A 25,170-nucleotide genomic window follows, 5' to 3' on the forward strand; every position below is an offset into this window, starting at 1 on the left:
CACGACGAGAAGCCACGGCGTCCGGATGTCGCGAGGCTGCCGGCGGGACTGTCGGATCAACGGCGGCGGACATTCGCCTGCCGCCGATGCCGCGACTCTCGCTGGCTGGGGTCGTAGTCCGATTCGCTCGACGGCCTCGAGCGAATCGGGCCGGGGCGGGGTTCGTACGCTAGCGGCACGATGCCGGGCATATCGAATCCACGGTTATGGCGCTGGGGTGAGCGCGATGTTTGAGCTCCTCGGGATCACGGTCGAGGGGGCGTTGGCGGTCGCGTTCGCCACCGCCGGGATGTACCTCGTCATGATGGTGCTGGTGCGACTGCTCGGGCAGCGGGTGTTGTCCGGGATGTCTAGTTTCGACCTGGTCGCGGTGATCGCCTTCGGGGCGGTGATCGGGCGCGCCACGCTGGGAGATTCGCTGCGCCTCGCCGGCGGGGTCGTCGCGTTGGTGACGCTGGTGGCCATTCAGGCACTCGTCGGCATGGTGCGGGGGACCCGGGTCGGCTCGCGGGCGGTGGTCAACCGGCCGGTGCTGCTGATGGCAGGGCGGCAGGTGCTGGAATCGCACCTGCGGACCTGTCATGTGTCTCGTGCGGAGCTGCATTCCAGATTGCGTCAGGCGGGCATCGCCCACCCCGATGACGTCGGTGCCGTGATCTTCGAACCCTCCGGCAGCATCAGCGTGCTGCGCTCGGGCCGACCGATCGATCCGAGCCTGCTCGCCGACGTCGTCGGGGCGGAACTGCTCCGCCATGACCCAACCCCGTCGATGAGCCCGGAACGGCCGGAACGTCCCCCGCACTAGGGTGGAACTCGTATCTACGCACGGCACATGGGGGACGGATGACCGATACGACAGTCGTCGTCGAGCGGGCCGACGAGCTCGGCGAGCAGTATCGGCGGGCGTGTCGCCGGGGCCTGACGGGTTCGTGGGCGCACCGCCGACACCTCACCGCCCCGAAACACTATGGTCGAACCTGCCGCCGGTCGCGCGCACGAGCCGGACACGGCGGACGATTCGCTGTGCCGAGGAAAGAATACAGAGGAGGAAATCACGATGGGTGTCAGCCTGGCCAAGGGTGGCAATGTCTCGCTGTCGAAGCAGGCGCCGAATCTGACCGCGGTGGCGGTCGGGCTCGGGTGGGATGTGCGATCCACCACGGGAACGGACTTCGATCTCGACGCGAGCGCGCTGGCGTGCGGGTCGGATCTGAAGGTGGCGTCGGATCAGCACTTCGTCTTCTACAACAACCTGCGGTCGCCGGAGGGAAGCATCGAGCACACCGGCGACAACCTCACCGGTGAGGGCGAGGGCGATGACGAGGTGATCAACGTCGATCTGGCGAATACGCCGCCGACGATCACCAATATCTTCTTCCCGGTGTCGATTCACGATGCGGTGGCGCGGCAGCAGTCGTTCGGACAGGTGCGCAATGCGTTCATTCGCGTCGTGGACCGCAGCAACGGCACCGAGCTGGCGCGCTACGACCTCACCGAGGACGCCTCCACCGAGACCGCGATGGTGTTCGGGGAGCTGTACCGCAGTGGCGCGGAATGGAAGTTCCGGGCCATCGGGCAGGGCTACGCCTCGGGCCTGGCGGGCATCGCCCGCGACTACGGGGTCAATATCTGAGGCCGCAGTCGACCTGAGCGCGCCCTGAGCGCTTCCCGCGTCGGGGAGACCCGAACGCTCCCAGGACCATCCGCACGATTCGACACGACATCCGCTGGGTGCCAAGCTTTCCGGGGTTCGAACTCTGAAAGAAAGTGTGGCGGTGGAGGATACGGTCGATTCGGTGGCCCGTGCGGATTGGCGGGTGGCCCTGGAGCGGTGGGTCGACTCACCACGGGTGCGCAGCGCGACGACCGCGCTGATTCTGGGCAATGCGGTGGTGCTCGGTATCGAGACCTCCGCGACGGCACGCGCGCATGCCGAAGAGCTGCTGACGGGCCTGGATCACGCCTTTCTCGCGTTCTTCGTGGTGGAGCTGGCACTGAAGCTGATCGCGATCGGACCGCGGTTCTTCCGATCCGGCTGGAACGTCTTCGATTTCGTCATCATCGGCGTCGCGTTGGCGCCAGCCGTCGGGCCGCTGTCGGTGCTGCGTACCCTGCGGGTGCTGCGGGTGATGCGGCTGCTGTCGACGGTGCGGCGGCTGCGCATGCTGGTCGATTCGCTGGCCCAGGCGCTGCCCGGCATCGGCTGGTCCGCGGCGCTGCTCGGACTGCTGTTCTACGTGTTCGCCGTCGTCGGCACCGAGATGTTCGGCCAGCGCTTCCCGGACTGGTTCGGCGATCTCGGCCGTAGCCTCTACAGCCTGTTCCAGATCATGACGCTGGAAAGCTGGTCGATGGGCATCGCCCGCCCGGTCATGGCCGAGTACTCCTACGCCTGGCTGTACTTCGTACCGTTCATTCTGCTGACCAGCTTCGTGGTGCTGAATCTGTTCATCGCGATCATCGTCAGCGCGACCCAGGAAGTCCATGACCAGGATCAGCGCGCCGAGCTCGAGACGCGCGAGTCGGCCGCGCACGCGGAGCGCCAGGAGATGCTGGAGCTGCTGCGTGCCCTCAACGCCCGCCTCGACGCGCTCGAACGCGGCCTGGACCGAGAGCGACTGGTGTAGAACGCCTTTCCGGTCGGGCGGAACGGTCAGTTCGCCCACGGCGGTTCGACCACGGTGCCGTCGAGCAGTTCTCCGGTGAAGCCGACGGTGGTGGATACCAGCACGGTGGCGGGGTCGTCGGAGTCGTTGCCGAGGGCGATGGTCGAGCCGGTGGGGGCGACGGCGGCGTCGCCGGGCGCGAGCGTGGCGGTGACGCCGTCGATGGTGAGGGTGACCGCGCCGTCGAGCAGGACGAAGGCTTCCTCGCTCAGGATGCGGTGCGGTACACCGGCGGTGGCGGGAGCCACCTCCACCTTCCAGACGCAGACCTCCGCGCTGCCGGAGGACGGGCGGATCAACGGGGTGAAACGGGAGCCGTGCAGGTGATGCACGGGAGCTTCGGCGGCGCGGACTATGGGCATCGGATCTCCTTTTGGTCCAGCAGCTTGTCTAAATAGTCAAGCTTGTTGACCTTCCTGTCAAGTGCCAGAATCTCCCCATGCCCGCACCCGCTCGAGATCTGCCGCCGCTCCTGCTCGCCGCCGCCGCAGCGGTCACCGATGCCATCCACGCGGGCGTCGTGGCCGCCGGATTCACCGATGTGCGGCCGACACACGGATTCGCCTTCGCCCGCATGGCTCCGCACGGGGCCACGGTCGGCGAGATCGCCGAACACCTCGGGGTCACCAAGCAGGCGGCCAGTCAACTGGTGGACGAGCTGGTGCGCAAGGGTTACGCCGAGCGCAATCCGCATCCGGTGGATTCGCGCGCCCGGCTGATCACCCTGACCGGCCGCGGGTGGGCCTGCACCCGGGCGGCCGATGCCGCGGCGGCGGACCTCACCGCCCACTGGACCGCCACCCTCGGCGATTCGACAGTGGGCGCGCTGCGTGACGCGCTGGCGCGGGTGGTCACGCCCGGACGGGTCCGACCGGCCGCCTGGTGACACCGACCGGCGCGGGAATCACCCTCCCCCGCTGCCGCCGGTTCTCGCCGCTCAGCCGAGACCGGCGAGATCGGCCAACGCCTCCGAGGCGGCCACGTCCGTCAACAGATCCAGATCACCTGTGGTGAAGCGTATTTCGGTGATCTTCTGGACCGGCTGGATGTCGACGGCTCCGACGACGATCCCCGGGTCCACATCGACGACCAGCTCCAGTCCGTGCCCGAGCGAGCGGCTCAGACCGGGTTGGATACCGCCGTCCTGTACGGCGGCCCGATCCCAGCCGCGACGGGTGAGGCCGAGCAGCGCACCCACCGACACGGAGATGCCCTCGAACCGCTCGATCCGGCGGGTGGCACGTTCCTCCGGCGTGAGCGCGTACACCGGTCGTGCGAGTTGCCGGAACGGCTGGGTGATCTCATAGTCGGCCAAGACCTCACCCCAGGCCGCGACCGTCTCGCCCAGTTCGAGCGGGTGCGCGATGCCGATGCGCGCGGATTCGGCGAACCGTAGCGGGGCGTCGTCGATGTCGGTCGGCGTGAAGTCCTCCGCCAGCCGGAAACTCGTCGCGCCGGTCGTCCACACCAGGCGACGCGCGATATGCCGCAGCAGCGGGTGCGCGACCAGGTAGCGGTCGAATTCCGCTGTGCTCCAGCGCCGCCCGTCGACCATGGCCTGCTCCAGGCGGCGGATCTGGTCGCCCACCACGTCGCGCGCGGCCTTCCTCAGCATGCCGAAACGCCGGTACGCGGCGGGTGCCAACTCGCCGTCGTCCGCGACACCGGGCTTGGGCAGCGTCTTGCGGCGCTTGCCCGCCTCGTCGATCACGAACGGCGCGAGCTGTTCGTCGAATCCGACGGTGAAGCGCCGGGGCCCGTAGTCGAGCAGCAGGGTGCCGTTCCCGTCCAGACCGAGGTCGGGAACGAGGCGGTCGGCGAGTTCGTCGCCGGTCAGGCCGCGCGCGGTGGCGGCCGCACGCAGGCAGCCCGCGGCCGTCGTGCGCTGTCCCGGAGCCTTGGCGCGCTGCGAGATTCGGTGCAGCTGGATCAGCGCGGCATCGGTGCCGACGGCCCCGAGCACACCGATGGCATGCTTGTCGCTGCCCGCACCCGGCCAGCGCAGCAGCAGCGCGCCCAGCCGCTCGACGGCCGCGTCATCGGCCAACCAGCAGAACTGGTCGACGACCCAGGCGTTGCGGGCGGGCATGCGGGCGCGCAACCACTGATCGAACAGCGCCCAGCCGAAGGCCGCCAGTGTTCGGGAATCGCACTGTTCCAATGCTTCTCGCAGACCCGGATACGCCTCGGCGGGGCCGCTCCAGCGATATCCGGGCGACAGCGCCAGCCCACCGATCAGATTGTCCCGCTCGGCGGCGGACAGCGCGCGGCCGTCACGCAGACGCACCTCGGGGAGCGCGTCGCGGTCCAGCCAGGGCAGTTTGGGCGGTCGGGCGGGTTTGGCGACCGGTCCTGCCGAGACGACCTCCGGGGTCCCCTCGCCGAGCAGCCGCGCGATACCGGCCGCCGCCTCGTCGCCGAACCCGCGGGCAGCGGCCACCACCTCCGGCGCGCCGTGCGCCTCGGCGATGAGAGCCAGTGCCGCCTTTGCCTTCTCACGCGGCACCCGCCGCTTGGCGAGCGCATCGGGCACCAGGTAGGGCACGGCCGAGAGTCCGTGCCGGGCGAACCAGCCGCGGGCGATGCGCCGCGCCGATTTCAAGCGCACCAGCCAGTCGGCCATCAGTCGCGCCACCTCGGCGTCGAGGAAGGGCACCAGTGCCGGGCCGTTGTCGTAGGCGCTGGACTTCGCGTTCGGGACGAGCACGTGCAGCGCGTCGCATTCGAACCGGGCGGCCAGCATCCGGAGGTTCTGCCCGGCCCAGGAGCCGCTGAAGCGCGGCTGCCACTCCGGCAGCAGCGGCGCCACCAGCTCGACCGGAGCCGCACCGAACATATCCGCCTGATACGTCGGGTTGGTGAGCGCACCGTCACGGTAGGCGCGCACCACCTCTGCCCAGTCCTCGGCACCGCGCAGCGCGCTGGCCGGGCGCAGTCGGTCCGCGGGGCGCAGCCACTGCGCCCGTTCACCCGGCGCCCAGACGATGCTCCGTTCCGCGGGCGGCTCCAGGCCGGGTACCAGCGGTATCTCCTTCGCCCGTTCCGCTGCCGCCGCCGCGGCGGCGGTGCGGGCCTGCTGCTCCCACCACGGGTCGACGAGCAGTTCGGGCCGTGCTGCGCTCATTCGTGTCGATCTTTCATTCTCCGAACAGGGTTCGCGCAGTATGCCGCAGCGTCCCGACATCCGGCGCGGGCGCATCGCCGCCGACGGGTTCGGTCGCCGCGGCGCTGTCGGTGGCCGGGACTACCCTGGGATCGCCCCCATCCGAAGGTCTGGACCATGAACGACGCCGCGGACAACGACGACTACGCCCACAGCAAGGCCGCCGAACACGCGCGCCTGGACAAGGCGCGGCGGCTGGCGGCGTATGTGTGGCTGCGCGATATCAGCAGCGCGGAGCTGCGGGAGCTGCCCATGGCACAGCTGCGCAAGCTGGCGCGGGAGGCGGGGGTGAATCCGCCCGGCAGCGCGGAGACGTGGCAGGTCGTGGCGCGGCTGCTGGACGCGAAGGACGCGTGGGCGGCGCGGCACCCGGACCATCCGGCGGCCCGGCGCAGCCATGCCGACGAGAAGATCACCTGGGTGAAGCCGCCGGTGAAGCCGTGGGTCACCGGCGAACACTGACCGGTCCGTCCTGCCGCACCGGGCCGGGCGAACGCGGTGCCGGAATCGCATCGGCTCTTGACAGCAAGAAATGAACTGGCGTTCACTGCTTGCGTGTCCTCCGAAGACCAGAACCATGCCGGTACCCGCCCCGCGGCCTGGCGCGACGACCTGACCGGCGGTGCGGATTCGCTGTTCGCGGATCGGCCCGAGCCGGTGAACTCCTACACCGCGCGCACCCTCACCTACGAGGTGACCGGCCGCATCGCCCGCATCACCTTCAACCGGCCCGAGCGCGGCAATGCCATCACCGCCGACACCCCCGTCGAACTGGCGGCCGCGGTCGAGCAGGCCGATCTCGATCCCCGGGTGCACGTGATCGTGGTGAGCGGGCGCGGCAAGGGCTTCTGCGGCGGCTACGACCTGTCGATCTTCGCCGAGGGTGCGGGCAGCGGCGGCTTCGGACCGGCCGGCGGGACGGCCGACGGCGGCGTGCTCGATCCGGTGGTGCAGGCGCGCAACCACGACCCGCGGGGCACCTGGGATCCCATGGTCGACTACCAGATGATGTCGCGGTTCAACCGCGGCTTCGCCAGCCTGCTGTACGCGAACAAGCCCACCGTGGCCAAGGTGCACGGGTTCGCCATCGCGGGCGGAACCGATATCGCGCTGTTCGCGGATCAGATCGTCTGCGCCGAGGATGCCCGCTTCGGCTATCCCCCCACCCGCACCTGGGGCATCCCGGCCGCGGGCATGTGGGCGCACCGGGTGGGCGATCAGCGCGCCAAGCGGCTGCTGTTCACCGGCGACAGCCTCAGCGGCAGGCAGGCCGCGGAATGGGGGCTGGCCATCGAGGCGCCGACCGCCGAGCGGCTCGACGAGCGCACCGAGGAACTGCTGCGACGGATCTCGCTGGTGCCGATCAACCAGCTCATCATGGCCAAGCTGGCGCTCAACAGCGCGCTGCTCAATCAGGGCGTGGCCAACTCCGGCATGGTGAGCACGGTCTTCGACGGCGTCTCGCGGCACACGCGCGAGGGATACGCCTTCCAGATGCGTTCCATGACAGCGGGATTCCGCGAGGCGGTCCGGGAGCGCGACGAACCGTTCGGCGACTGGAAGCGCGCGCAGTTCGCCCGCAATGGAGACGAGGACTACACCCCGACAGCCGAATAGGCCGCGGGGCAGTTCAGTCGAGCGCCCCCTCGCGCTCGACCGCCTCCGCCACCTTCTCCCCCAGCGAGCGCAGCGCCGCCGCCTCGGCATCGGTCATATGGTCGATGAACGCCCGCCGGACCAGTTCCACATGGTTCGGCGCGGCGTGCTCCAGGGCGGCGCGCCCCGCGTCGGTCAGCCGCACCTCGCGCCCGCGCGCATCATCGGTGGCCGGGCAGCGCGAGACCAGGCCGCGCCCGTCCATCCGAGCCAGATGTTTGGACAGGCGGCTCTTGTCCCAGCAGATTTCCGCGCCGAGGTCCTTGGCGCGCAGCCCTCCCCCGTGCGCCGACAGCGCGACCAGGATCTCGTAGTCCGAGGGTGAGAGCCCGTCGGCCGCCAGCCCCGCCGCGATGGCGGCGTCGAGACGCTGCCGCATCCGGATATAGGACTGCCAGGTCTGCTGCTCCTCGTCATTCAGCCAACGCACCATGGAATAGATCGTAGCGGCCAATGGTTGACATGGACACCAAGCGCCCACAGGAGGTTCCCATGCCCGCCATCACCGTCGACAACATCCTGGTGCTGCCGCGGCTCCCACGCCCCGACGCCGCCACCGGACACGAGCGCACGGTCCGCACCCTGGTCACCGCCCACAGCCAGCGCGAGGGCGCGGGCTTCGAGGTGCGGCGCCCCTTTCCCAGCGTGGACCTGCGCACCGCCGACCCGTTCATCCTGCTCGACGAGATGGGCCCGGTCACCTACGAACCGCACGAGGCCAAGGGTGCGCCCTGGCATCCGCACCGCGGTTTCGAGACCGTCACCTACGTCCTCGACGGCAGTATGGTCCACCACGACTCGCACGGCGGCGGTGGCACCATCGGCGAGGGCGATACGCAATGGATGACCGCCGGGTCGGGCATCCTGCACGACGAACTGCCCGCCGAGGAGCTGGTGACGCACGGTGGCCGGATGCACGGCTTCCAGCTGTGGGTGAACCTGCCGCGCGACAACAAGATGGCCGTGCCGCGCTACCAGGATCTGCGTGCGAGCGAACTGACCCTGGTCAGCTCGCACGACGGCGGGGCACTGGTGCGGATCATCGCCGGGGATGTCGGCGGATTCTCCGGGCCGGGGTCGACCCACACGCCCATCGCCTACGCACACGCCTCCATCACGCCGGGCGGACGGCTGGAAACGCCCTGGCCACGCGAGTTCACCGCAATGGCCTACGTGGTCTCGGGCAGTGGCGCGGTCGGCGGCCGGCCGGTGACGGCGGGCCAACTGGCGGTGCTCGGGCACGGCGATTCGCTCACCGTGACCGCCGATGCGAAACAAGAAACGCGCACCGGCGATATGGAAGTGCTGCTGCTGGGCGGTCGCCCCATTCGGGAACCGGTCGTACAGTACGGACCGTTCGTCATGAACACCCGACAGGAAATCATCGACGCCATCGAGGATTTCCAAGCCGGTCGAATGGGTCATATTCCCGCGGAGCACCGCACGGGGCACCGCCTCGGAGCGTGAAACGCGGCGAAACGGACCCGCGCGCAATGCTTCTGCCTCGATGAATAGCGCAACCGGTTGACAATGCAACGGTCCGTTGTGATGGTGGACGGCGGACCGGACCGGCCACCGTGCCGTCCCCGGCAGCGGTGGCGCCCGCGTCGAGCCGGTCCGCCCCGTCCATCGCGCACGAACACGCACGAAAACACAGAGGAATACATGAACGTTCGCAGGCTCCTCGTCACCGCCAGCGTCGCGGGTCTGACGACTCTCGCCCCCGCCGCCGCGGCCGTCGCCCAGGTTCCCGCCGGATCCTCGGGCACCGGCTCGTCCACCATCGACACCGGCTCGGCCGCGGTCGGTTCGGCCCAGCTGTCGCAGACCGGCTCGGCCGGCGGTTCCTACCGCAACTGCGACGAAGCCCGCGCCGCCGGGCACGCGCCTCTCTTCCGCGGCGAGCCCGGTTACGGCCCGCACCTCGATCCCGACGGCGACGGTTTCGCCTGCCCCACCGTCTGATTCGCGACACCGTCGCACCCAGACAGAAACCCCCGGTGCCTCGATCGCACCGGGGGTTCGTCATTTCTCGAGTACCCGGGCGCTCAGTCCCGGAAGATCTTCACCAACAGCAGCAGGAACAGCAGCAGCCCGGCCCCGATGAGGCTGTACTTGATCTTGGGCTCGTTCACCTTCGCCACGAACGCCTGCTTGGTGTTGTCGGCCAGCCGCTGGGGATCGGCGCGCACCGCCAGCTCATCGAGGGTGTTCGCGAGCCGGTGCCGCGCGGCCTCGATCTCGCGCTGAATGTCCTCGGTATCCCTCGCCACGTCACACTCCTGTCTCAGGCCGCTCCCGATGGGCGGCGCGATCGTCGTCCGCCGGCCGGCCGCCCATCGCCACATCCACCGTGGTGAGTAGGGCAAACGCGATGTGTGCCGGCCTGCCAGCGAGTGTATAGCCCGGTGCCGGATCGGCTAGCGTGCTGGCATGACCGAGAACCACCGCCTCAGTCCCGGCGACACCGCCCCCGCCTTCACCCTGCCCGATGCGGACGGGAATCCGGTATCCCTGTCCGACTTCAAGGGCCGCAAGGTGATCGTGTACTTCTACCCGGCGGCGAGCACCCCCGGCTGCACCAAACAGGCCTGCGACTTCCGCGACAACCTGGCCGAACTGAACGGCGCGGGTATCGAGGTGCTCGGCATCTCCCCCGACAAACCCGCCAAACTGGCCAAGTTCCGCGATAACGAACAGCTCACCTTCGCGCTGCTGTCCGACCCGGACAAGGAGGTGCTCACCGCGTGGGGCGCCTTCGGCGAGAAGACGATGTACGGCAAGAAGGTCACCGGCGTGATCCGCTCCACCTTCCTGGTGGACGAGGACGGCAAGATCGAGGCCGCCCAGTACAACGTGCGAGCCACCGGGCACGTGGCGAAGCTGCGTCGCGACCTGTCGGTCTGAGCACGACGAAGGTCCGGCCATCCGTCGGTTGGCCGGACCTTCGCCCGTGTACCGGTGTGCTACAGCGCTAAACGCGCGGCAACATCTGCGCCGCCCACTTGAGCATCATCGCCCAGTGGCTGTCCCACCAGCTCTGGAATTCGGGCGTGCCCAGCGGCGGCGGGGCGGATTCGCCCGGGAACAGGCCGAGGCCGTCGGGTGCGCCGACCGGATTGGTCGGCGCCGGAATGATGGACTGCTGGCCCACGCCGGTCTCGCGCTCCGGCGGAGCGTCGAGCAGCGGTTTGGGCTCCATGAGACCGACGGGCTCGGAGTCCGCTTTCTGCCCCCAGCCGGCCGTACCGGGATCGAGGGTCACCACGGTCGGCTCGGCCGCGGGCTCCTCCTCCAGCGCCGCACCGGCCTCCGAGGGGTCGACGACGGTGGGTTCCCAGTGCGTCTCATTGGACGATCCGACCGCCGAACCGGAATCGGCGATGGCCGGATGCGGGCCGCCGCGGTGACCGCCGTCGGCATTGATCCGGGCGTCGGTGAGCATGGGCTCGGGCACCGTGCGCGAACTGCCGCCGGCCGAGTACACCCCACCCGCCACCAGACCGCCCGCGAGCACGCTGGCCGCCGCGAACAGCGCCGCGGTGCCGCGGGTGCGCTTCATCCGCTCGGCCGCCTCGCCCGCGTACTCGGTCTCCGGCAGCGCGGCCAGCGCCGCGCCGATCGCCGGGGCCTGCGCCGCCACCGCACACGGGATGACGGGGGCCCCGAAACCGGCCTCCAGCGCCGCCACCACCGTGGGTTCGCTTGCGGCCGAACCGATCAGCACCACCGCGTCGGGACGCACCCCGGCCGCGTCGAACTGATCCCAGGCCGCGGTCACGGCGGCCCGCATCGTCTCCTCGGTGGTCGCGCCGCCGGTGAGCGACACCGCCGCCAGCACCCGGGAGCGATCCCCGTCGATGAGCGAGAACGCCTGAAAACCGGGCACGACCTCGCAGATCGCGAGATCCTCGAATTCGTCCACCCAGGTCATGGCCCGCGCGGCCGCGAGATGCGACGACTTGGCCGAGACCAGCGACGCCTCGTGCCAGCGCCCGGAGGCCAGCCGGGTGACGATCGCGCGCCGCTCGGCGGCATCGCGATAGGCGACGGCGGCCCCCACGACGTCGCGATCGGGACCGATCGTGTCGGCGACGGCATCCATGACCGCCTCGACGGCCGCGGCGAGGTCCGCCTTGGTCTCGCCGCCGGCCCTTCCGGTGAGGTGCAGCAACACTCGCTCGGGCAACTTCTCGCCATCGTCTGCGAGCGCCACAGCATGGACGGTGCCGCGTTCGGTGGAGACACCGATGGTCACCGCTGATCGAACTACCGCAGGAACAACCACAGATTCAGCCTTCCGCCTAGCGCGTTGGAGTCCAGCCGCTATAAGCAGCTGCAATGAGTGTTCGACGCCACACTCGGCGCGGATTGGTCATAACCGATGGGCCTTCGGAAAACACGCAGGACACCGCCGCGTGTCATCAGCGTGTCGCTACCAGTAGCCTGTTGAACGTGGAAGCGCGCACGGGAGCGAGGGCAACGCCGAGGCCCGACCCTGCGTTGGAGTTGCAGGACGACCCGCAAGAGTTGATGCCCCGTCGCCGCCCGACGCAGGAACGGAGCAAACGGAAATTCGACGCACTGCTCCAATCGTCCAGGGAACTGCTCGTCGAGGTGGGTTTCGAATCCTTCACCTGTGAAGAGGTGGCGGCCCGCGCGGAAGTGCCCATCGGCACGCTGTACCAGTTCTTCGCCAACAAGTACGTGATCGTCTGCGAACTCAATCGCCAAGACCTGGTGGCGGTTTCGCAGGAGCTGGCCAACTTCCACGGCGAAGTACCTTCCATGGACTGGCTGCGGTACATGAACAGCTTCGTGGACCATCTGGCGCAGCTGTGGATGACCGATCCGTCCCGGCGCGAGGTGTGGCTCGCCATGCAGTCCACGCCGTCGACCCGGACCACCGGCGCGATTCACGAGAAGGAGTTCGCGGAGGTGGTGGCGCAGATGCTGCGGCCGCTGATGCCGCGCACACCCCGTGCCCGCCGGTCCATGATGGCGCAGGTGCTGGTGCACGTCGTGTACTCGATGCTGAATTTCTCGGTGCAGGACGGGCTCAGCCACGACGCGGCGGTGGCGGAGTTGAAGCGCCTCATGGTGGCGTATCTGCTGATCGCCGAGAAGGAATCGCGCACGGGCGGGCAGAAGAACTCGGGCTAGAGAACTCGGGCCGGCCGCGCGGCGCGGTGGTCACTGGCCGATGAGGTCGGCCAGCTCGCCCGGATCCTCCAGCACCACCATGGCGGCCGCGGTATCGCCGTCGTGGGTGAGCGACAGGTGGATTCGCACGCGCGGCAGGAATTCCGCGGCCAGGCCGTGCAATCGGATGCTGGGGCGGCCCCAGGCGTCGTTGACCACCTCGATGAGCGGGTACGGATTGTCGCCGACCTGGGGGCTGCGGGCGAAACGCGAGGAGGCCCAAGCCTTGAGGACCGCTTCCTTCGCCGCCCAGCGGGCCGCGTAGCTGCGGGCCGAATCGGTGGACTTGCTCTCGCAGTAGCGGCGCTCCCCCGCGGTGAAGCTTTCCCGCAACATGGTCGTTCCGGTGCGATTCAACTGCTCGGAGAACTCCGAGATCGTCACCAGGTCCAGTCCGATACCCAGGATCGTCAACGCGCCGCAACTCCTCGTCCGTCGGTGTGCAGTCGTGGTCGGCTGAACATACCAGCGGAGCCTACGGGTTTCCGTAGGCTCCGCTGGATTTCGATACGCGCCCGCCAGGGCCGGAATTCAGCTACACGCCGGTCCCCGCTGGGCTACGTACACGCCGTCGGTGCCGAGGCGGGCGTCCCGGGTGAGCAGGACGTCGGCCTCGAGCTGGCGGGACTGCCCGGCGGGGGTGCCGTCGCCGCCGAGGCGACGGTCGGCGGGCCGCTCGTAGAGGGGCGCGCCGCCGCACATGGCCTCGACGAAGCGCTGACGGCCGTGCAGCTTCCGCTCCTCGGCCTTGCGCAGGTACTCGTCGCGGCGCTCGGGATCGATGGCCTGCACGAACGCCTGCGGGTGCACGACGGCGAGCAGCCCGGAGACGTGGCCGAAGCCCAGCGAGGTGACCAGACCGGCCTTGAGCGGCAGGCGATCTCCCACCGCGAGCGGTTCGCGCAGCCACACCAGATGCGGGTACTCGCGCATCTTGGCGTCCACGCAGTCCAGGCTGCGGTTGGGCGGGATCACGCCCTGCTCCAGCACCTGGCACAGGCCGATGAGCTGGAAGGCCGCCGCACCGCCCTTGGCATGCCCGGTGAGCGTCTTCTGCGACACCACGAACAGCGGCGCGCCGTCGGACCGGCCGAGCGCCGTGGCGAGCCGCTCGTGCAACTCGGACTCGTTGGGATCGTTGGCGGCGGTGGAGGTGTCGTGCTTGGACACCACCGCGATCTCGTCCGGTGCGACGCCCAGCTTCTTCAACTCGGCGGCCAGCTTCGACTCCGGGCCGCCGCGACCGGCGGCCAGCGCGCCCAGCCCCGGCGCCGGAATCGAGGTGTGCACGCCGTCGGCGAAGGACTGCGCGAAGGCGACCACGCCGAGCACCGGCAGGCCCATCTCGACCGCGACGCTGCCGCGGGCCAGCAATACCGTTCCGCCGCCCTGGGATTCGACGAAGCCGCCGCGACGACGATCGTTGGCCCGGGAGAAGTAGCGGTCGCTGATGCCCTTGGCGCTCATGGCCGCCGAATCCGCGGTGGCCGACATGTCGCCGAAGCCCACGATGCCCTCGATGCCGAGATCGTCGTAGCCGCCGGCCACCACCAGATCGGCCTTGCCGAGCCGGATCTTGTCCACGCCCTCCTCGACCGAGACCGCCGCCGTGGCGCAGGCCGCGACCGGATGCACCATGCCGCCGTACGAGCCGACGTAGCTCTGCACCACATGGGCCAGCGCCACATTCGGCAGCGCCTCCTGGAGGATGTCGTTGGCGCGCGGCTCCCCGAGCAGGTTGTCGATGTAGAGCGAGCGCATCGAGGACATGCCGCCCATACCGGTGCCCTGGGTGTTGGCCACCATGGCCGGGTGCACCCAGCTCATGAGCTCGGCCGGGCTGAAGCCCGAGGACAGGAACGCGTCCACGGTGCAGACGATGTTCCACAGCGCCACCCGGTCCACCGAGCCCGCCATATCGGCCGAGATGCCCCACTTGGTGGGATCCCAGCCGGTGGGGATCTGGCCGCCGACGAAGCGCGACAGCTTGGCCTTGCGCGGCACCCGGATCTCGGTGCCCGCCTTGCGCGTCACCTGCCAGTCGCCCGAATCCTCGACCGGCGTGATGACGGTCTGCTCCGGGTTGGCGGCGTGGAAGGCGCGCGCCTCGGCCTCGCTGTTGACCACGAAGGTCAGATCCTTGTCCAGGAACACCGAGGTGAGCAGCGGGGCGGTGTTGTCGGTCATCGCACCGTCGTCACCGTAGCGGCGCACGCCGCAGCGTTCCACCACGGTGTCGTGGTAGCGCTCGGCCAGCTCGGATTCGTCGACGTAGTCACCGGTTTCGGTGTCGTACCAGCCCGGCTTGGGGTCGTTCTCCCAGGTGACCAGACCGGTGGTCCAGGCCAGCTCGAGCACGCCCGCGGCGGACAGCTGGTCGGAGACCTCCATCTCGAAGCGGGTGCGCGCCGAACCGTAGGGGCCGAGCTCGCCCGCGCCGACGATGACGACCATATCGTCGAGATCGGCTGTCACCGCGCCCCATTCGGGGACCGGCAGCGCCGACGACACCATGGTCGGCGGCGCGGGCAGCGCCGGGATGGTCGCGGCTGTCGCAGCCGTATCCTCCTCGGCCGCAGCGGCTTCCGCGGCCTCCCTACCCAGCGCCGACAGATCCAGCTTGGCACCGGCCAGCCCGCCGGTCAGGTCGATCTGCTGCGGTCCCTGCGCGGTGACGCCGCGGGCCCGCTCGGTGCACCACTTGAGCAGCTCGTCGGCCATCTCCCGGGTGGACCAGGTCTGCACGCCCGCCTGCTCCACGGCCTCGACCAGCGGATCGTTGTGGCCCATGAGGCCGGTGCCGCGCACCCAGCCGATCAGGGCGTGCACCAGGGTGACCCGCTGCGCCCAGGACTTCTCGGCCCGCCACTTGGCGACCACGGCGTCCAGCGCGGCCTTGGACTCGCCGTACGCGCCGTCGCCGCCGAAGAGACCGCGGTTGGGCGAACCCGGCAGCACCACGTGGAGTTTGGCGTCCACATCGTGGTCCGCGCCCAGCTTGGACAGTCCGCCGATGAGGCGCTCGACCGACCAGAGCAGCACCCGCATCTCCATTTCGGCGCGGGCTCCGGCGTCGGCGAGGTCACCGGCCACCCGCGGCGCCGCGAAGGGCAGCAGCAGGGTGGGGGTCATGGCCTCCTTGACGAGCACCTTGGCGCCGCCCGCGGTGTCGGTCTGCTCGTTGCCGACCCACTCGACGAGGGCGTCGATATCGCTGTAGGAGGCCATATTCGCGGGCAGCACCCACAGCGCGGCGCCGTGGCGGGCGTGCTCACGGTAGAGCTGCTTGTAGAAGGCCAGGCGCGCGTCGTCGAGCCTGGAGGTGGTGACGACGACGGTCGCGCCGCCGCCCAGCAGCCGACCGGTGGCCGCCGCGGCGATGGAACCCTTGCTGGCACCGGTGATCACGGCGATCTCGGACGACCAGGCGCCGGGCTCGGTCACCTCGAGGGCGGCCGCGGCGATGCGTCCGTAGAGTCCGGCCAGCACCGAGCGGGCCTCGTGCATGGCGCGCTCACGCCACCAGTTGGCCTGCGCGGCAACGGCTTCCCCGGCGCCGACATAGCCGTCGACCGGCAGGTCGTCCAGTCCGGCATCCCCGCCCAGCCACAGCCGCGCGAGATCCTCGCGGGCGCTGGCCCAGCGGTCGTCGATGAGGACCGCCTTGCGGGCGTCGAAGGCGGGGGCGACCAATCGCGGCCAGTCCGAACCGAGTTCGGCCGAGACCAGGTCCACCAGGGTGTCGTCGGTGGCCTCCGGCGCGGAGAGCTGTTCGGCGTGGCCGAGCGATTCCAGGATCACCCGGGCGGCCTGCGCCAGCACGCCGTCACGGCCGGTGATCTGCTCGGTGAACTCGCCCAGCGCGGCGGCGTCGACGGTCGCGCCGCCGCCACCGCCGGCGGACGGCATGGACACCGCGACACCGCGACGGGCGGCCACGGCCTGCACGGCGGCGTCGATGGCGGCGTCCACGGCCGCGCCGTCGCCCAGCGCGCCCGAGACGAGCCCGCCCAGATCGCCGCCGCGCACCGACGCGCCCTCGCGGGTGCCGAGGGAGACCTCGGCGGTGACGTGGCTGGCCCAGCCGTCGCCGAGACCCCACACCTTCTTGACGCGCTCGCCGATGGCGGCGGGGCGCTTGCCGGAGGGGCCGAACACCTTGCGCAGATGGTCGCCGATGGCGTCGGAGAGCACCGAGCCGAACGGCTTGTAGGTGCGGGCCAGGCGGTCGACGGTGGCCGAGAGCGCGCCCATATCGGCGTCGGCGGCGCCGTCGATGGCACCGAGGGAGAGCTCGGAGCCGAGGTCGACGAGCAGCTGGTTGCGGCGCGAGGAGACGCCGTCGCACAGGCCCTCGATGGTGTCCACCGGACCGATCTGGTCCAGCCGCAGCTTGGTCCACAGCGCGATGAGCACGCGGGTGGCGTCGGCGGCGGTGAAGGCGATGTCGTCCGGGGTCGGGCCACCGGTCGGGGCGGCCGGAGCCGCGACCGGGGCGGCGGGCGCGCTGGCCGCGGCGGGCGTCGCGGTCTCGGCCGGGGTCTCCTCCGGCTCCTCCACCGGGGCCGGGTCGGTGTCGGTGGAGTACACCACACCGGCCTCGCGCTCGATATTCAGCACCTCGACCGCCGTATTGGCGAACATCGGCAGCTTGAGCGTATTCGTCGCCAGGTTGGCCACGGTCGGCGTTGCCGCCAAACCGATCTCGACGAACCGTTCGACGCCGAGGCCGCCGTGGGCGGCATCGGTGAACAGCAGGTCCTGGGTCTCGATCCAGCGCACCGGACTGGCGAACTGCCAGGCCAGCAGCTCGATGAGCACCACACGGCACAGTTCGGTGGGACGCGCGGCCCAGCCGTCGAAGTCGGCCAGCACCTCGGCCAGCGGCTCGGACGGCACGTAATCGGCGATCTCGGCGATGAATTCGCGGTCCAGCGAGAACGGCCGCGGCACCAGGTTCGGAATGTAGCGTCCGACAAGCAGTTCCGGATGCAAGTCGGCCGGAAGCAGGTCCTGGAGCTTGTGACGGAACTCCGGCACCCCGGCGCGCAGCACCGTGGAATGGAACGGCACGTCGATGCCGGGCACCAGCACGAAGGCGCGCTTGCCGCCGAACTCGGCACGGCGGCGCTCGATCTCGGCCTCCAGTGCCTCGAGTCCGGCCACGGTGCCCGCGATGGCGTACTGCGAGCCGCGCAGGTTGAGGTTGACCACCTCGAGGAATTCGCCCGCCTTCGCGCCCACGGTGGCGACGAAGTCGATCACCGCGGCGTCCGGGACGCCGATCTGCGAGGGCCGGATGGCGGCCATCCGGTAGTCGCTGCGGCCCTGGGCATCCCGGGGCACCAGCTCGTGCATGGCGGAACCGCGCTGGAACACCACCTCGAGCACGGCCTCGAGCGGCAGCACCCCGGCCACGGCGGCGAGCGCGTTGTACTCGCCGACCGAATGGCCCGCCAGCATCGCGCCGTCCACGAAGGCCCCGGCCTCCCGCAGCTCCGCGACCTGGGCAACACCCAGGGTGGCCATGGCGACCTGGGTGAACTGGGTCAGGTGCAGCACGCCCTGCGGATGCCGGTACTCGACGCCGCGCGCCTTGAGGTAGGTCGGGTTGTCGCGCACCACAGCGAGAATCGAGAAGCCGAGGGCTTCGCGGGTGTGCTTGTCGGCGCGGTCCCAGACCTCCTTGGCGGCCTTGGAGCGGGTGCGCGCGTCCAGGCCCATACCCTTGGTCTGAATGCCCTGGCCCGGGAAGGCGTAGACGGTCTTGGGCGGTGCGATGCGACCGGTGGCGGTCATCACCAGATCCCCGCCGCTGTCACCATTACCCGCGCCGCGGGTGCGGCATCCGACCTCGACGATCTCACTGCCGCGATCCACGGCGACGCGCTCGACCCGCACGTCGATCTGCGCGCCCGGGCGCACCATGCCCAGGAAGCGGGTGGTCCACGCGGTCAGGGTGCGCGGCGGCACCCGGTCGGCGGAGTCGATGGCCGAGACGGCGTGCTGCGCGGCGGCCGACAGCCACATGCCGTGCACGATCGGGCTGCCGAGGCCGGCCAGCTTGGCGGCGGCGTCGGAGGTGTGGATCGGGTTGTGGTCGCCCGACACCTGCGCGAAGGCGGCCATGGCGCGCGGTGCGGTGATGGTGACATCGCGGCGGCGACGGCGCGGGGTGTCGGCGGCGTCGGCGGACAGGGTGCCCGCGGCGCGCGGCGGATCGGTGAGTTCGCCGGTGCCGGTGCGGCCGCGAATGGCGAAGCGCTCGGTGAGGGTGGCGATGGTCGGCATGGACATGCCGGTTTCGGGCTTGTCCAGCATGCCGGTGATGCGCACCCGCACCTCGACCACCCGGCCCAGGTCGGTGTCGAGGGTCTCCCCCGCCTCCGCGCGCACGGCGAGAACGCTTGCGCCGTCGGGCAGTTCGCCCGCCAGCTCGATGCGGTGGTCGAGGTGCACCAGGTCGAGCATGCCCTCGATGACGCTCGCGCCGCCCTCGGTGCGGGTCGCGCCCAGCACCGCGAAGACGGCGGGCCAGCACGCGCCCACCAGCACGTCCGGCACGGTGCGGCCGTTGGTGCTCAGGTTCTCGGGCAGCCCGGAACCGGTGACGCCCGCGTGGTCGGCGATGAGGTCGGGGGTCCAGGCGGTGTTGATGTGCGCGACCTTCGCACCGTCGACGGTCTTCACCTCGGGCAGCGCCCGGCCCGCGGCGACGGCCAGCAGCGCCGACATGGCGGCCTCGGCGTCGGACTCCGAAACGACCGGCGCGCCGCCGTTGTAGACCGATGTCGGGACGGTCATGCGAATGCGCACGGTGTCTTTCGCGGCGGACACCGCACCGCCCAGCAGCGGCACCGTCAATTCCACGTAGGCGTGGTCGGTTTCGGGACCCTCGGTGGCGCTCAGCGTCGCGCCCGTGGGCGGATGGATGGCGCCCTTGCCGTTCATGGTCCACTCGTGGACGTCACCGAGCCGGTGGATGGGGTTGACGGTGGTGCGTCCGGCCCACTGCACATCGGGGGCGGCGAGCACGGTGTCCAGTGCGCCGTTGGCGATATCGGCGCGGCGGCGGCCGTCCACCGCGGCGGGGACCAGGCCAGCGCGCACCATGGAGTAGGCGGCGTCCTGCTCGAAGCGGTCGAGCAGCTCACCCACGGGCTCGTCCACGCGGGTGATGCCCGCGACGGCGACGGTGCCCGGGATGATGCACACCTGATCGGCGCCGTAGCGCGGATCGTGGGCCTGCCACAGCGAATCCGAACGCCACCAGCGGCGCACGTCCTGATCGACCACCGGTACGAAATTGACCGGCTTGCCGGGGGTTTTGCACAGCGAGATGAAGAACGGCACGTCCGCCGGGTGCAGCACGGTGTCCGCGGCGGCCGGGTAGCGCTCCTTCAGCGTGCACAGCGCGCGCACCGGCTCCTCGAAGGCGGCGTCATCGGCGAAGAGGGTCTCGATCTCGCCGCGGTCGGCCTCGTTGAGGCGGGATTCGGTGCGGCGCACCATCTCCGAGAACCGGTCGCGCCAGGTGATGTCCAGCCAGACCGAGCGGGTGGCGTCGGCGATGGCCTCGGCGAAGTCGCCGCCGCAGTCGAAGTCCTTGCGGCGGTCCAGGCCCACCGCCAGTTCGACGTAGCGCTCCAGCCATTCGGCATAGGTCATGGTGGCGACGTCGCCGAAGTACGGCTTGGCGGTGCGGTCGAGCGCCTCGATGATCTCGTCGCGACGCTTCGCGACGGCCTCGGCGTCACCGGCGACCTCGTCCAGCAGGCGGCCGGTGCGGGAGGCGGCATTGTCGATCTCGTGGATGTCCGCGCCCAGTTGGCTGCGGCCGGAAGCCATTCCGCCGGTGGCGGTGCCCGCGCCCACCCAGTCCGCAGTGCCGGGGGTGTCCACCAGCATCTGCTTGACCGCGGGCGCGGTGGTGGCCTCCAGGGTGGCCATGGCGGCGGTGCCGACCAGCACGCCGTCCAGCGGCATCACGGGGTAGCCGTGCGCCTGCGACCATGCGCCGGTGAGGTATTCGGTGGCGCGCTCGGGGGTGCCGATGCCGCCGCCGACGCAGACCACCACATTGTCGCGGCCGCGCAGTTCGGCGTAGGTCTCGAGCAGCAGGTCGTCGAGGTCTTCCCAGGAGTGGTGCCCACCCGCGCGACCGCCCTCGATGTGCATGATGACCGGGTAGTCCGGCACGGCGTCGGCGATGCGCAGCACGGCCCGGATCTGGGCGACGGTGCCGGGCTTGAACGCCACGTGGGTGATGCCGACCTCGGTCAGCTCCTCGATGAGTGCGACGGCCTCCTCGAGTTCCGGGATACCGGCGGTGACCACCACGCCGTCGAAAGGCGCACCGGCACCGCGGGATCGCTGCACCAGGCGCTTGCCGCCCAGCTGCAGCTTCCACAGGTACGGATCCAGGAACAGTGAGTTGAACTGCACCGCGCGGCCCGGGTGCAGCAGCGTCTTCAGCTCCGCCACCCGGTCGGCGAAGATCTGCTCGGTGACCTGTCCGCCACCGGCGAGTTCCGCCCAGTGGCCCGCATTGGCAGCCGCCGCGACGATTTTCGCGTCCACGGTGGTGGGGGTCATGCCCGCGAGCAGGATCGGCGAGCGGCCGGTGATGCGGGTGAAGGCGGTCTCCACCACGATGCGTCCGTTGGGCAGGCGCACCGGCTTGGGCGCGAATTCCGTCCAGGCGGGCGCGATTTCGGGGGCCGCGCCCGGGGTGAACAGGCTGCGCTGGCCGGGGCGGGTGGAGGCGGCGAGCACGCCGACGCCGGTGCCCTTGAGCGATCCGGCGGTCAGGCGGGTGAGCAGGTCACCGGGGCCGAGGTCCAGAATCCACTGCGCGCCTTCGGAGACCACCTCGTCGACGGTGGCGACCCAGTCGATCGGATCGACCAGGATCTCCTTGGTCAGCGCGGCGGCCAGTTCGGTGTCGAGGCCGCACTGCCCGGCCCAGTTGCTCACCAGTTCGACGGTCTCGGCCAGGGCGGGGTGGTGGAACGCGACCTCGACCGGGATGTCCTCGAAGACGGGCGCGAACACCGCGCCGCCGCGCTTCTTGGCCTCGCGGTCACGGGTCTGCTCGGCGCTGATCTCGGCGCAGCGCTGCCGTACCCGATCCAGCTGGGTCACCGGGCCGGAGAGCACGGCGCGGCGGCGTCCGTTGCGAATGGACACCACGGCGGCCCTGTCGGCATCGACATCCGCCGACACCTCCTCGACCACGGCCCGCAACCGGTCGGTGTCCACATGGGAGACGGCGACCATGGGCATGCGCTCGCCCACCGGCACCAGTCCCCGACGACGCGCGATGAGACCGGCGGCGGCCCCGATCAGCTGGGCCAGCGCGAGCATCTCGGCGTCCCGCTCGCCGTGCGCCGCGGCGGCGGTGGCGGCCAGGCGGCCCTGCGAGTGGCCGATGTAGGCCACCGGAGCCTGCGCGACGATGTCCAGGCCCTGCAGCCGCAGCGCGCGCAGCGCGGCCACCTGGGTGAGGAAGACGCCCGGCATGGAGACCGCGGCGGACCGCAGGATCTGCGGCGACGGGGCCGCCGACACCTCGCCCTGCTCGGGGTCGGCGATCTCCTCCTCGAGCATCCAGCCGATGGGGTCGAAACCGACCGGCCGGACCACGAGCAGGTGCGCCGCAACGGGTTCCAACCGCTGCGCGGCCTCGTTCACGAGCGCGGTGAGCTCCGGTTCGAGCGCGGAATCCCGCCCGATCTCCTCCAGCTCCCGCAACCACTGGGCGCCCTGCCCGCCGAACGCCAACGCGTACGGCGCGCCACCCAGCAACCTATCCAACAGCGACGACCTGACCCCACCCTCCGAGGCCTTGCGCGCCACCCTCGCCCTAGATCCGGTCCCGGTGCTCTCGTTGATCGTCAAGACGTTCGACTTCCTTCTCGTAGCGGCTCGCCCCCGCAGGACGGGGCCGCGCTCTCGTCGCGCAGGTCTTCCCGAGGCCACCCGGCCCTGGTAGTGCCCGAGGATTCCACAAAATCATGAGGGGTTCCTCATGTTTACCCCTACGCACAACCCCCTACCGCGCAGTATTTATGTACGACCGTCCCAGAATGATCAGAAACATGACTCCGCCTCATGTTTGAACCCCCAGGTCCACGCGGTTACACCCCTGAAGGAAAGTTGAGCCTCCCTCACATTCACGGTTACCAAATCGTTATAACCCCTGGTAGGGTTACTGACCAGTACGCCACACCCCACCGGTACTTCGCTAACCCGGTTAAGCCCGGTAGAGTTTGGACGGTCGTACCATCAGCGCGAGTGGCGAAATTGGCAGACGCGCCAGATTTAGGTTCTGGTGTCCACGGACGTGGGGGTTCAAGTCCCCCCTCGCGCACCACGTTTCACATCCCGCCCGGCAACCCCGCCGAACGCCCGCTTCGTCCGTTCCCCGGGGACGAACGCCCCCGGCCCACCAACCTGCGGTAATCACCTAGCAAACGCACGAGTGCATTCGCGCTCGGGCGAACCGGTTCTTCGCCTGTGGACATCGAGAACACCGGCGCGGCGATCGCCGCCGAGATCACCGCGTTGACACCACGCTGGTGCAGCCGACGATCAGTCAGCTCGAAAGCCGGAACCTCGACGGGCTCGGCAAAGCAGCGGAAGCAGCACGTGCCACCGCGGCATCGATATGCAGTTCCGCCGCCAACTGCTCACGCGCGATGTCCGCGGCGGCGCACTGGAACGGCCTTGGTCGCGGTGGTCTGCCCATGCGTCACGGCTAGTCGTGAGACAGTGATCAGCGCAGCTAACGATGTCGAGATGCATTCGTACCTTCGATGCTTCGCGGGTGACCTACTACCAACCGCTCGTACTCGATTCTCCTGAACCATCACAGCCCACAACCTCATCGACCAGTGCCACCGCCACTATGTCTGTGACGAACACCCCGGCGATCCACCGCCTATCCAGCGGCAGATCCACCATTCGCGTACTCACGCGACAGGAACGTCGCCTCGCCGCGCCTATACGGCAGACCACCGCGGCGCGGCGGTGAACGCCGTTCACTGCCAAGCGCGCAACAGATCCTCAGGCCCCCAACAGGTAGCGACCGGCAGGTCATCGTCGACTCCGGACCGCGAGACCGCCACCAGTGGCGTATCGAACTCGGTTCCCGGGATCGCGAGCACACTGCGGGCGAGGGCGTCGTAGTCGTGGCGGTCGAACGGCCGGTCCTCGAGCCATTTGATCGAGCCGACGAAATGCACTGCGCCCGCGACGGGTTCGCGGTCGGCACCGATCAGGTCGATCTCCGGATTATTCTGCCGATTCCACCAGCCACCCACCGCCTCGGTCCCGGGCCAGCGCTCATCGGGCAGCAAGCGCAGCAGCGATTCCCGAACCACCGGCTCCACCGCTCGACCGCGCCAGGTCGTCCAGGAGCGCTCGATCCGCTCCAGCGCCAGATCGCCACGACCGCGTTCGATGAGCGGAATTCCGCGTTCCAGGAAGGCCAACCAGAACCGCAGGTAAGAATCGGCGATGCGGTAGCGCTTGTTCTTGCTGTCCGGCTTGGTCGACAGCGGCAGATCCGCGGCCACGATGCGCTTGGCCTGCAAGGTACTCAGCAACGGTGTCAACGTGCCCGCCGGCAGGGCACCCACGCTGCCCGCGGCAGCGGCAATCGTGCCGAAGGTGCGTTCTCCGCTGCCGATCGCCTTTAGCACCGCCCGCGAACGCGACGCCTCCGGAAACTCACCCAGCAGCGACAACTCGCCCGCAATCAGCAGCGGAGACAACGGATTTGCCGTCGCATCGCGCAGGAAATCCGTGCGGCTCATGCCCGGACTCCACGACTGGACGATTTCCGGGAACCCACCCGTAATCAACAGCGCATCCATCGCCTCGGCCGCCGACAGCTCGGTCATTGCCTGCACATCCGCCAACTGCAGCGGTGCCACCGTCATTTTCGTCGCTCGCCCGAAGAACGGGCGACCGTGTGACTGCAAGGCCTCCATAACCGAGACATCACTCCCCACCAGCACCAGCAGCACCGGTTTGGCCGACAGATGCCGATCCCACACCGTCTGCAGCGCCCCTTCGAACTCGGAGTCCTGCTCCACCAGCCATGGCACCTCGTCAATCACCATGATGCTCGCGGCATCGTCCGGCAGGGCGATGGCCAGCGTCCGCAGCGCCTGATTCCAATCCGCCGCAGACATCCCCTCAACCAGCTCCGCACCCCGGAGCGGCGAATGAGCCAAGGTCGCGACGAAGTCCGCTCGCTCCGCGACAGGGTTGCGCCCCCGCGTCGCTTGGAAGACGACGTACGGCAGATCGGAGCGATCACAGAACTCCTGAACCAGCCGCGACTTCCCCACCCGCCGCCGACCGGTCATGATTACCGCACGGCCCCGGGTCGAACCGGCCCCGTCCATCACCAGGCCCAACTGCCGCGCCAACAGCTCAAGATCCGCCACCCGCCCCTTGAACTCCACCGACCCA

General features: G+C 69.8%; 18 protein-coding genes and 1 tRNA gene. 11 read left to right on the forward strand and 8 right to left on the reverse strand.

What is annotated here, in order from left to right; all coding sequences use genetic code 11:
- The first annotated feature begins 226 nt into the window (after nucleotides 1–226).
- The 3 genes from QMO76_RS12685 (at nucleotide 227) to QMO76_RS12695 (ending at nucleotide 2,627) form a co-directional block, all read left to right on the forward strand.
- Nucleotides 227–805: a DUF421 domain-containing protein gene (locus QMO76_RS12685; protein ID WP_306361438.1), complete on the forward strand. Its 579-nt coding sequence runs from the start codon at nucleotides 227–229 to the stop codon at nucleotides 803–805.
- Between the two features lie 252 nt (nucleotides 806–1,057).
- Nucleotides 1,058–1,633 (forward strand): TerD family protein, encoded by a 576-nt coding sequence (locus QMO76_RS12690; protein WP_306361439.1) that lies wholly within the window; start codon nucleotides 1,058–1,060, stop codon nucleotides 1,631–1,633.
- A gap of 163 nt (nucleotides 1,634–1,796) precedes the next feature.
- Complete coding sequence (locus tag QMO76_RS12695; protein WP_306361440.1) at nucleotides 1,797–2,627, forward strand: ion transporter; 831 nt, start codon at nucleotides 1,797–1,799, stop codon at nucleotides 2,625–2,627.
- A gap of 26 nt (nucleotides 2,628–2,653) precedes the next feature.
- Here QMO76_RS12695 and QMO76_RS12700 read toward each other — a convergent pair whose 3' ends face one another.
- Nucleotides 2,654–3,028: a cupin domain-containing protein gene (locus tag QMO76_RS12700; RefSeq protein WP_306361441.1), complete on the reverse strand. Its 375-nt coding sequence runs from the start codon at nucleotides 3,026–3,028 to the stop codon at nucleotides 2,654–2,656.
- Between the two features lie 77 nt (nucleotides 3,029–3,105).
- On the opposite strand from QMO76_RS12700, the gene QMO76_RS12705 reads away from it, so the two are divergent.
- Complete coding sequence (locus QMO76_RS12705; RefSeq protein WP_306361442.1) at nucleotides 3,106–3,552, forward strand: MarR family winged helix-turn-helix transcriptional regulator; 447 nt, start codon at nucleotides 3,106–3,108, stop codon at nucleotides 3,550–3,552.
- Between the two features lie 51 nt (nucleotides 3,553–3,603).
- On the opposite strand, the gene QMO76_RS12710 is transcribed toward QMO76_RS12705, so the two are convergent.
- Nucleotides 3,604–5,790 (reverse strand): DUF4132 domain-containing protein, encoded by a 2,187-nt coding sequence (locus QMO76_RS12710; RefSeq protein WP_306361443.1) that lies wholly within the window; start codon nucleotides 5,788–5,790, stop codon nucleotides 3,604–3,606.
- 156 nt (nucleotides 5,791–5,946) lie between these two features.
- Between QMO76_RS12710 and QMO76_RS12715 the strand changes: the two genes are divergently transcribed.
- Nucleotides 5,947–6,291, forward strand: coding sequence for a hypothetical protein (locus QMO76_RS12715; RefSeq protein ID WP_306361444.1), 345 nt, complete (start codon nucleotides 5,947–5,949; stop codon nucleotides 6,289–6,291).
- 93 nt (nucleotides 6,292–6,384) lie between these two features.
- A complete protein-coding gene (locus tag QMO76_RS12720; protein ID WP_306361445.1) occupies nucleotides 6,385–7,446 on the forward strand; it encodes a crotonase/enoyl-CoA hydratase family protein in 1,062 nt (353 codons plus the stop codon).
- A 13-nt stretch (nucleotides 7,447–7,459) separates the two neighbouring features.
- Here QMO76_RS12720 and QMO76_RS12725 read toward each other — a convergent pair whose 3' ends face one another.
- Entirely contained in the window at nucleotides 7,460–7,918 is a 459-nt protein-coding gene (locus tag QMO76_RS12725) for a MarR family winged helix-turn-helix transcriptional regulator (RefSeq protein WP_306361446.1), read from the reverse strand.
- Nucleotides 7,919–7,977: 59 nt separating this feature from the next.
- On the opposite strand from QMO76_RS12725, the gene QMO76_RS12730 reads away from it, so the two are divergent.
- Nucleotides 7,978–8,952 (forward strand): pirin family protein, encoded by a 975-nt coding sequence (locus QMO76_RS12730; RefSeq protein WP_306361601.1) that lies wholly within the window; start codon nucleotides 7,978–7,980, stop codon nucleotides 8,950–8,952.
- Between the two features lie 198 nt (nucleotides 8,953–9,150).
- On the forward strand, nucleotides 9,151–9,450 hold the full coding sequence (locus tag QMO76_RS12735; RefSeq protein WP_306361447.1) for an excalibur calcium-binding domain-containing protein: 300 nt from the start codon (nucleotides 9,151–9,153) through the stop codon (nucleotides 9,448–9,450).
- A gap of 83 nt (nucleotides 9,451–9,533) precedes the next feature.
- On the opposite strand, the gene QMO76_RS12740 is transcribed toward QMO76_RS12735, so the two are convergent.
- On the reverse strand, nucleotides 9,534–9,758 hold the full coding sequence (locus QMO76_RS12740) for a DUF3618 domain-containing protein (RefSeq protein ID WP_306361448.1): 225 nt from the start codon (nucleotides 9,756–9,758) through the stop codon (nucleotides 9,534–9,536).
- A gap of 160 nt (nucleotides 9,759–9,918) precedes the next feature.
- Between QMO76_RS12740 and bcp the strand changes: the two genes are divergently transcribed.
- On the forward strand, nucleotides 9,919–10,392 hold the full coding sequence (gene bcp, locus QMO76_RS12745; protein ID WP_306361449.1) for a thioredoxin-dependent thiol peroxidase: 474 nt from the start codon (nucleotides 9,919–9,921) through the stop codon (nucleotides 10,390–10,392).
- A 67-nt stretch (nucleotides 10,393–10,459) separates the two neighbouring features.
- Here the strand turns inward: bcp and QMO76_RS12750 are convergent, their stop codons facing one another.
- Nucleotides 10,460–11,743, reverse strand: coding sequence for a hypothetical protein (locus QMO76_RS12750; RefSeq protein WP_306361450.1), 1,284 nt, complete (start codon nucleotides 11,741–11,743; stop codon nucleotides 10,460–10,462).
- Nucleotides 11,744–12,018: 275 nt separating this feature from the next.
- Between QMO76_RS12750 and QMO76_RS12755 the strand changes: the two genes are divergently transcribed.
- Nucleotides 12,019–12,648, forward strand: coding sequence for a TetR/AcrR family transcriptional regulator (locus QMO76_RS12755; RefSeq protein ID WP_306361602.1), 630 nt, complete (start codon nucleotides 12,019–12,021; stop codon nucleotides 12,646–12,648).
- A 30-nt stretch (nucleotides 12,649–12,678) separates the two neighbouring features.
- Here QMO76_RS12755 and QMO76_RS12760 read toward each other — a convergent pair whose 3' ends face one another.
- Nucleotides 12,679–13,101, reverse strand: a complete 423-nt coding sequence (locus QMO76_RS12760) for a holo-ACP synthase (protein WP_306361451.1) — start codon at nucleotides 13,099–13,101, stop codon at nucleotides 12,679–12,681.
- Between the two features lie 117 nt (nucleotides 13,102–13,218).
- Nucleotides 13,219–22,587, reverse strand: a complete 9,369-nt coding sequence (locus QMO76_RS12765) for a polyketide synthase (RefSeq protein ID WP_306361452.1) — start codon at nucleotides 22,585–22,587, stop codon at nucleotides 13,219–13,221.
- A gap of 390 nt (nucleotides 22,588–22,977) precedes the next feature.
- Here QMO76_RS12765 and QMO76_RS12770 point away from each other — a divergent pair.
- Nucleotides 22,978–23,062 (forward strand) — tRNA-Leu (locus QMO76_RS12770).
- Between the two features lie 667 nt (nucleotides 23,063–23,729).
- Here the strand turns inward: QMO76_RS12770 and QMO76_RS12775 are convergent.
- Nucleotides 23,730–25,163: a DUF234 domain-containing protein gene (locus tag QMO76_RS12775; protein WP_306361453.1), complete on the reverse strand. Its 1,434-nt coding sequence runs from the start codon at nucleotides 25,161–25,163 to the stop codon at nucleotides 23,730–23,732.
- Between the last annotated feature and the right edge of the window lie 7 nt (nucleotides 25,164–25,170).

Origin of the sequence: Nocardia sp. CC227C (assembly GCF_030767025.1) — a bacterium.
Taxonomy (GTDB): Bacteria; Actinomycetota; Actinomycetes; order Mycobacteriales; family Mycobacteriaceae; genus Nocardia.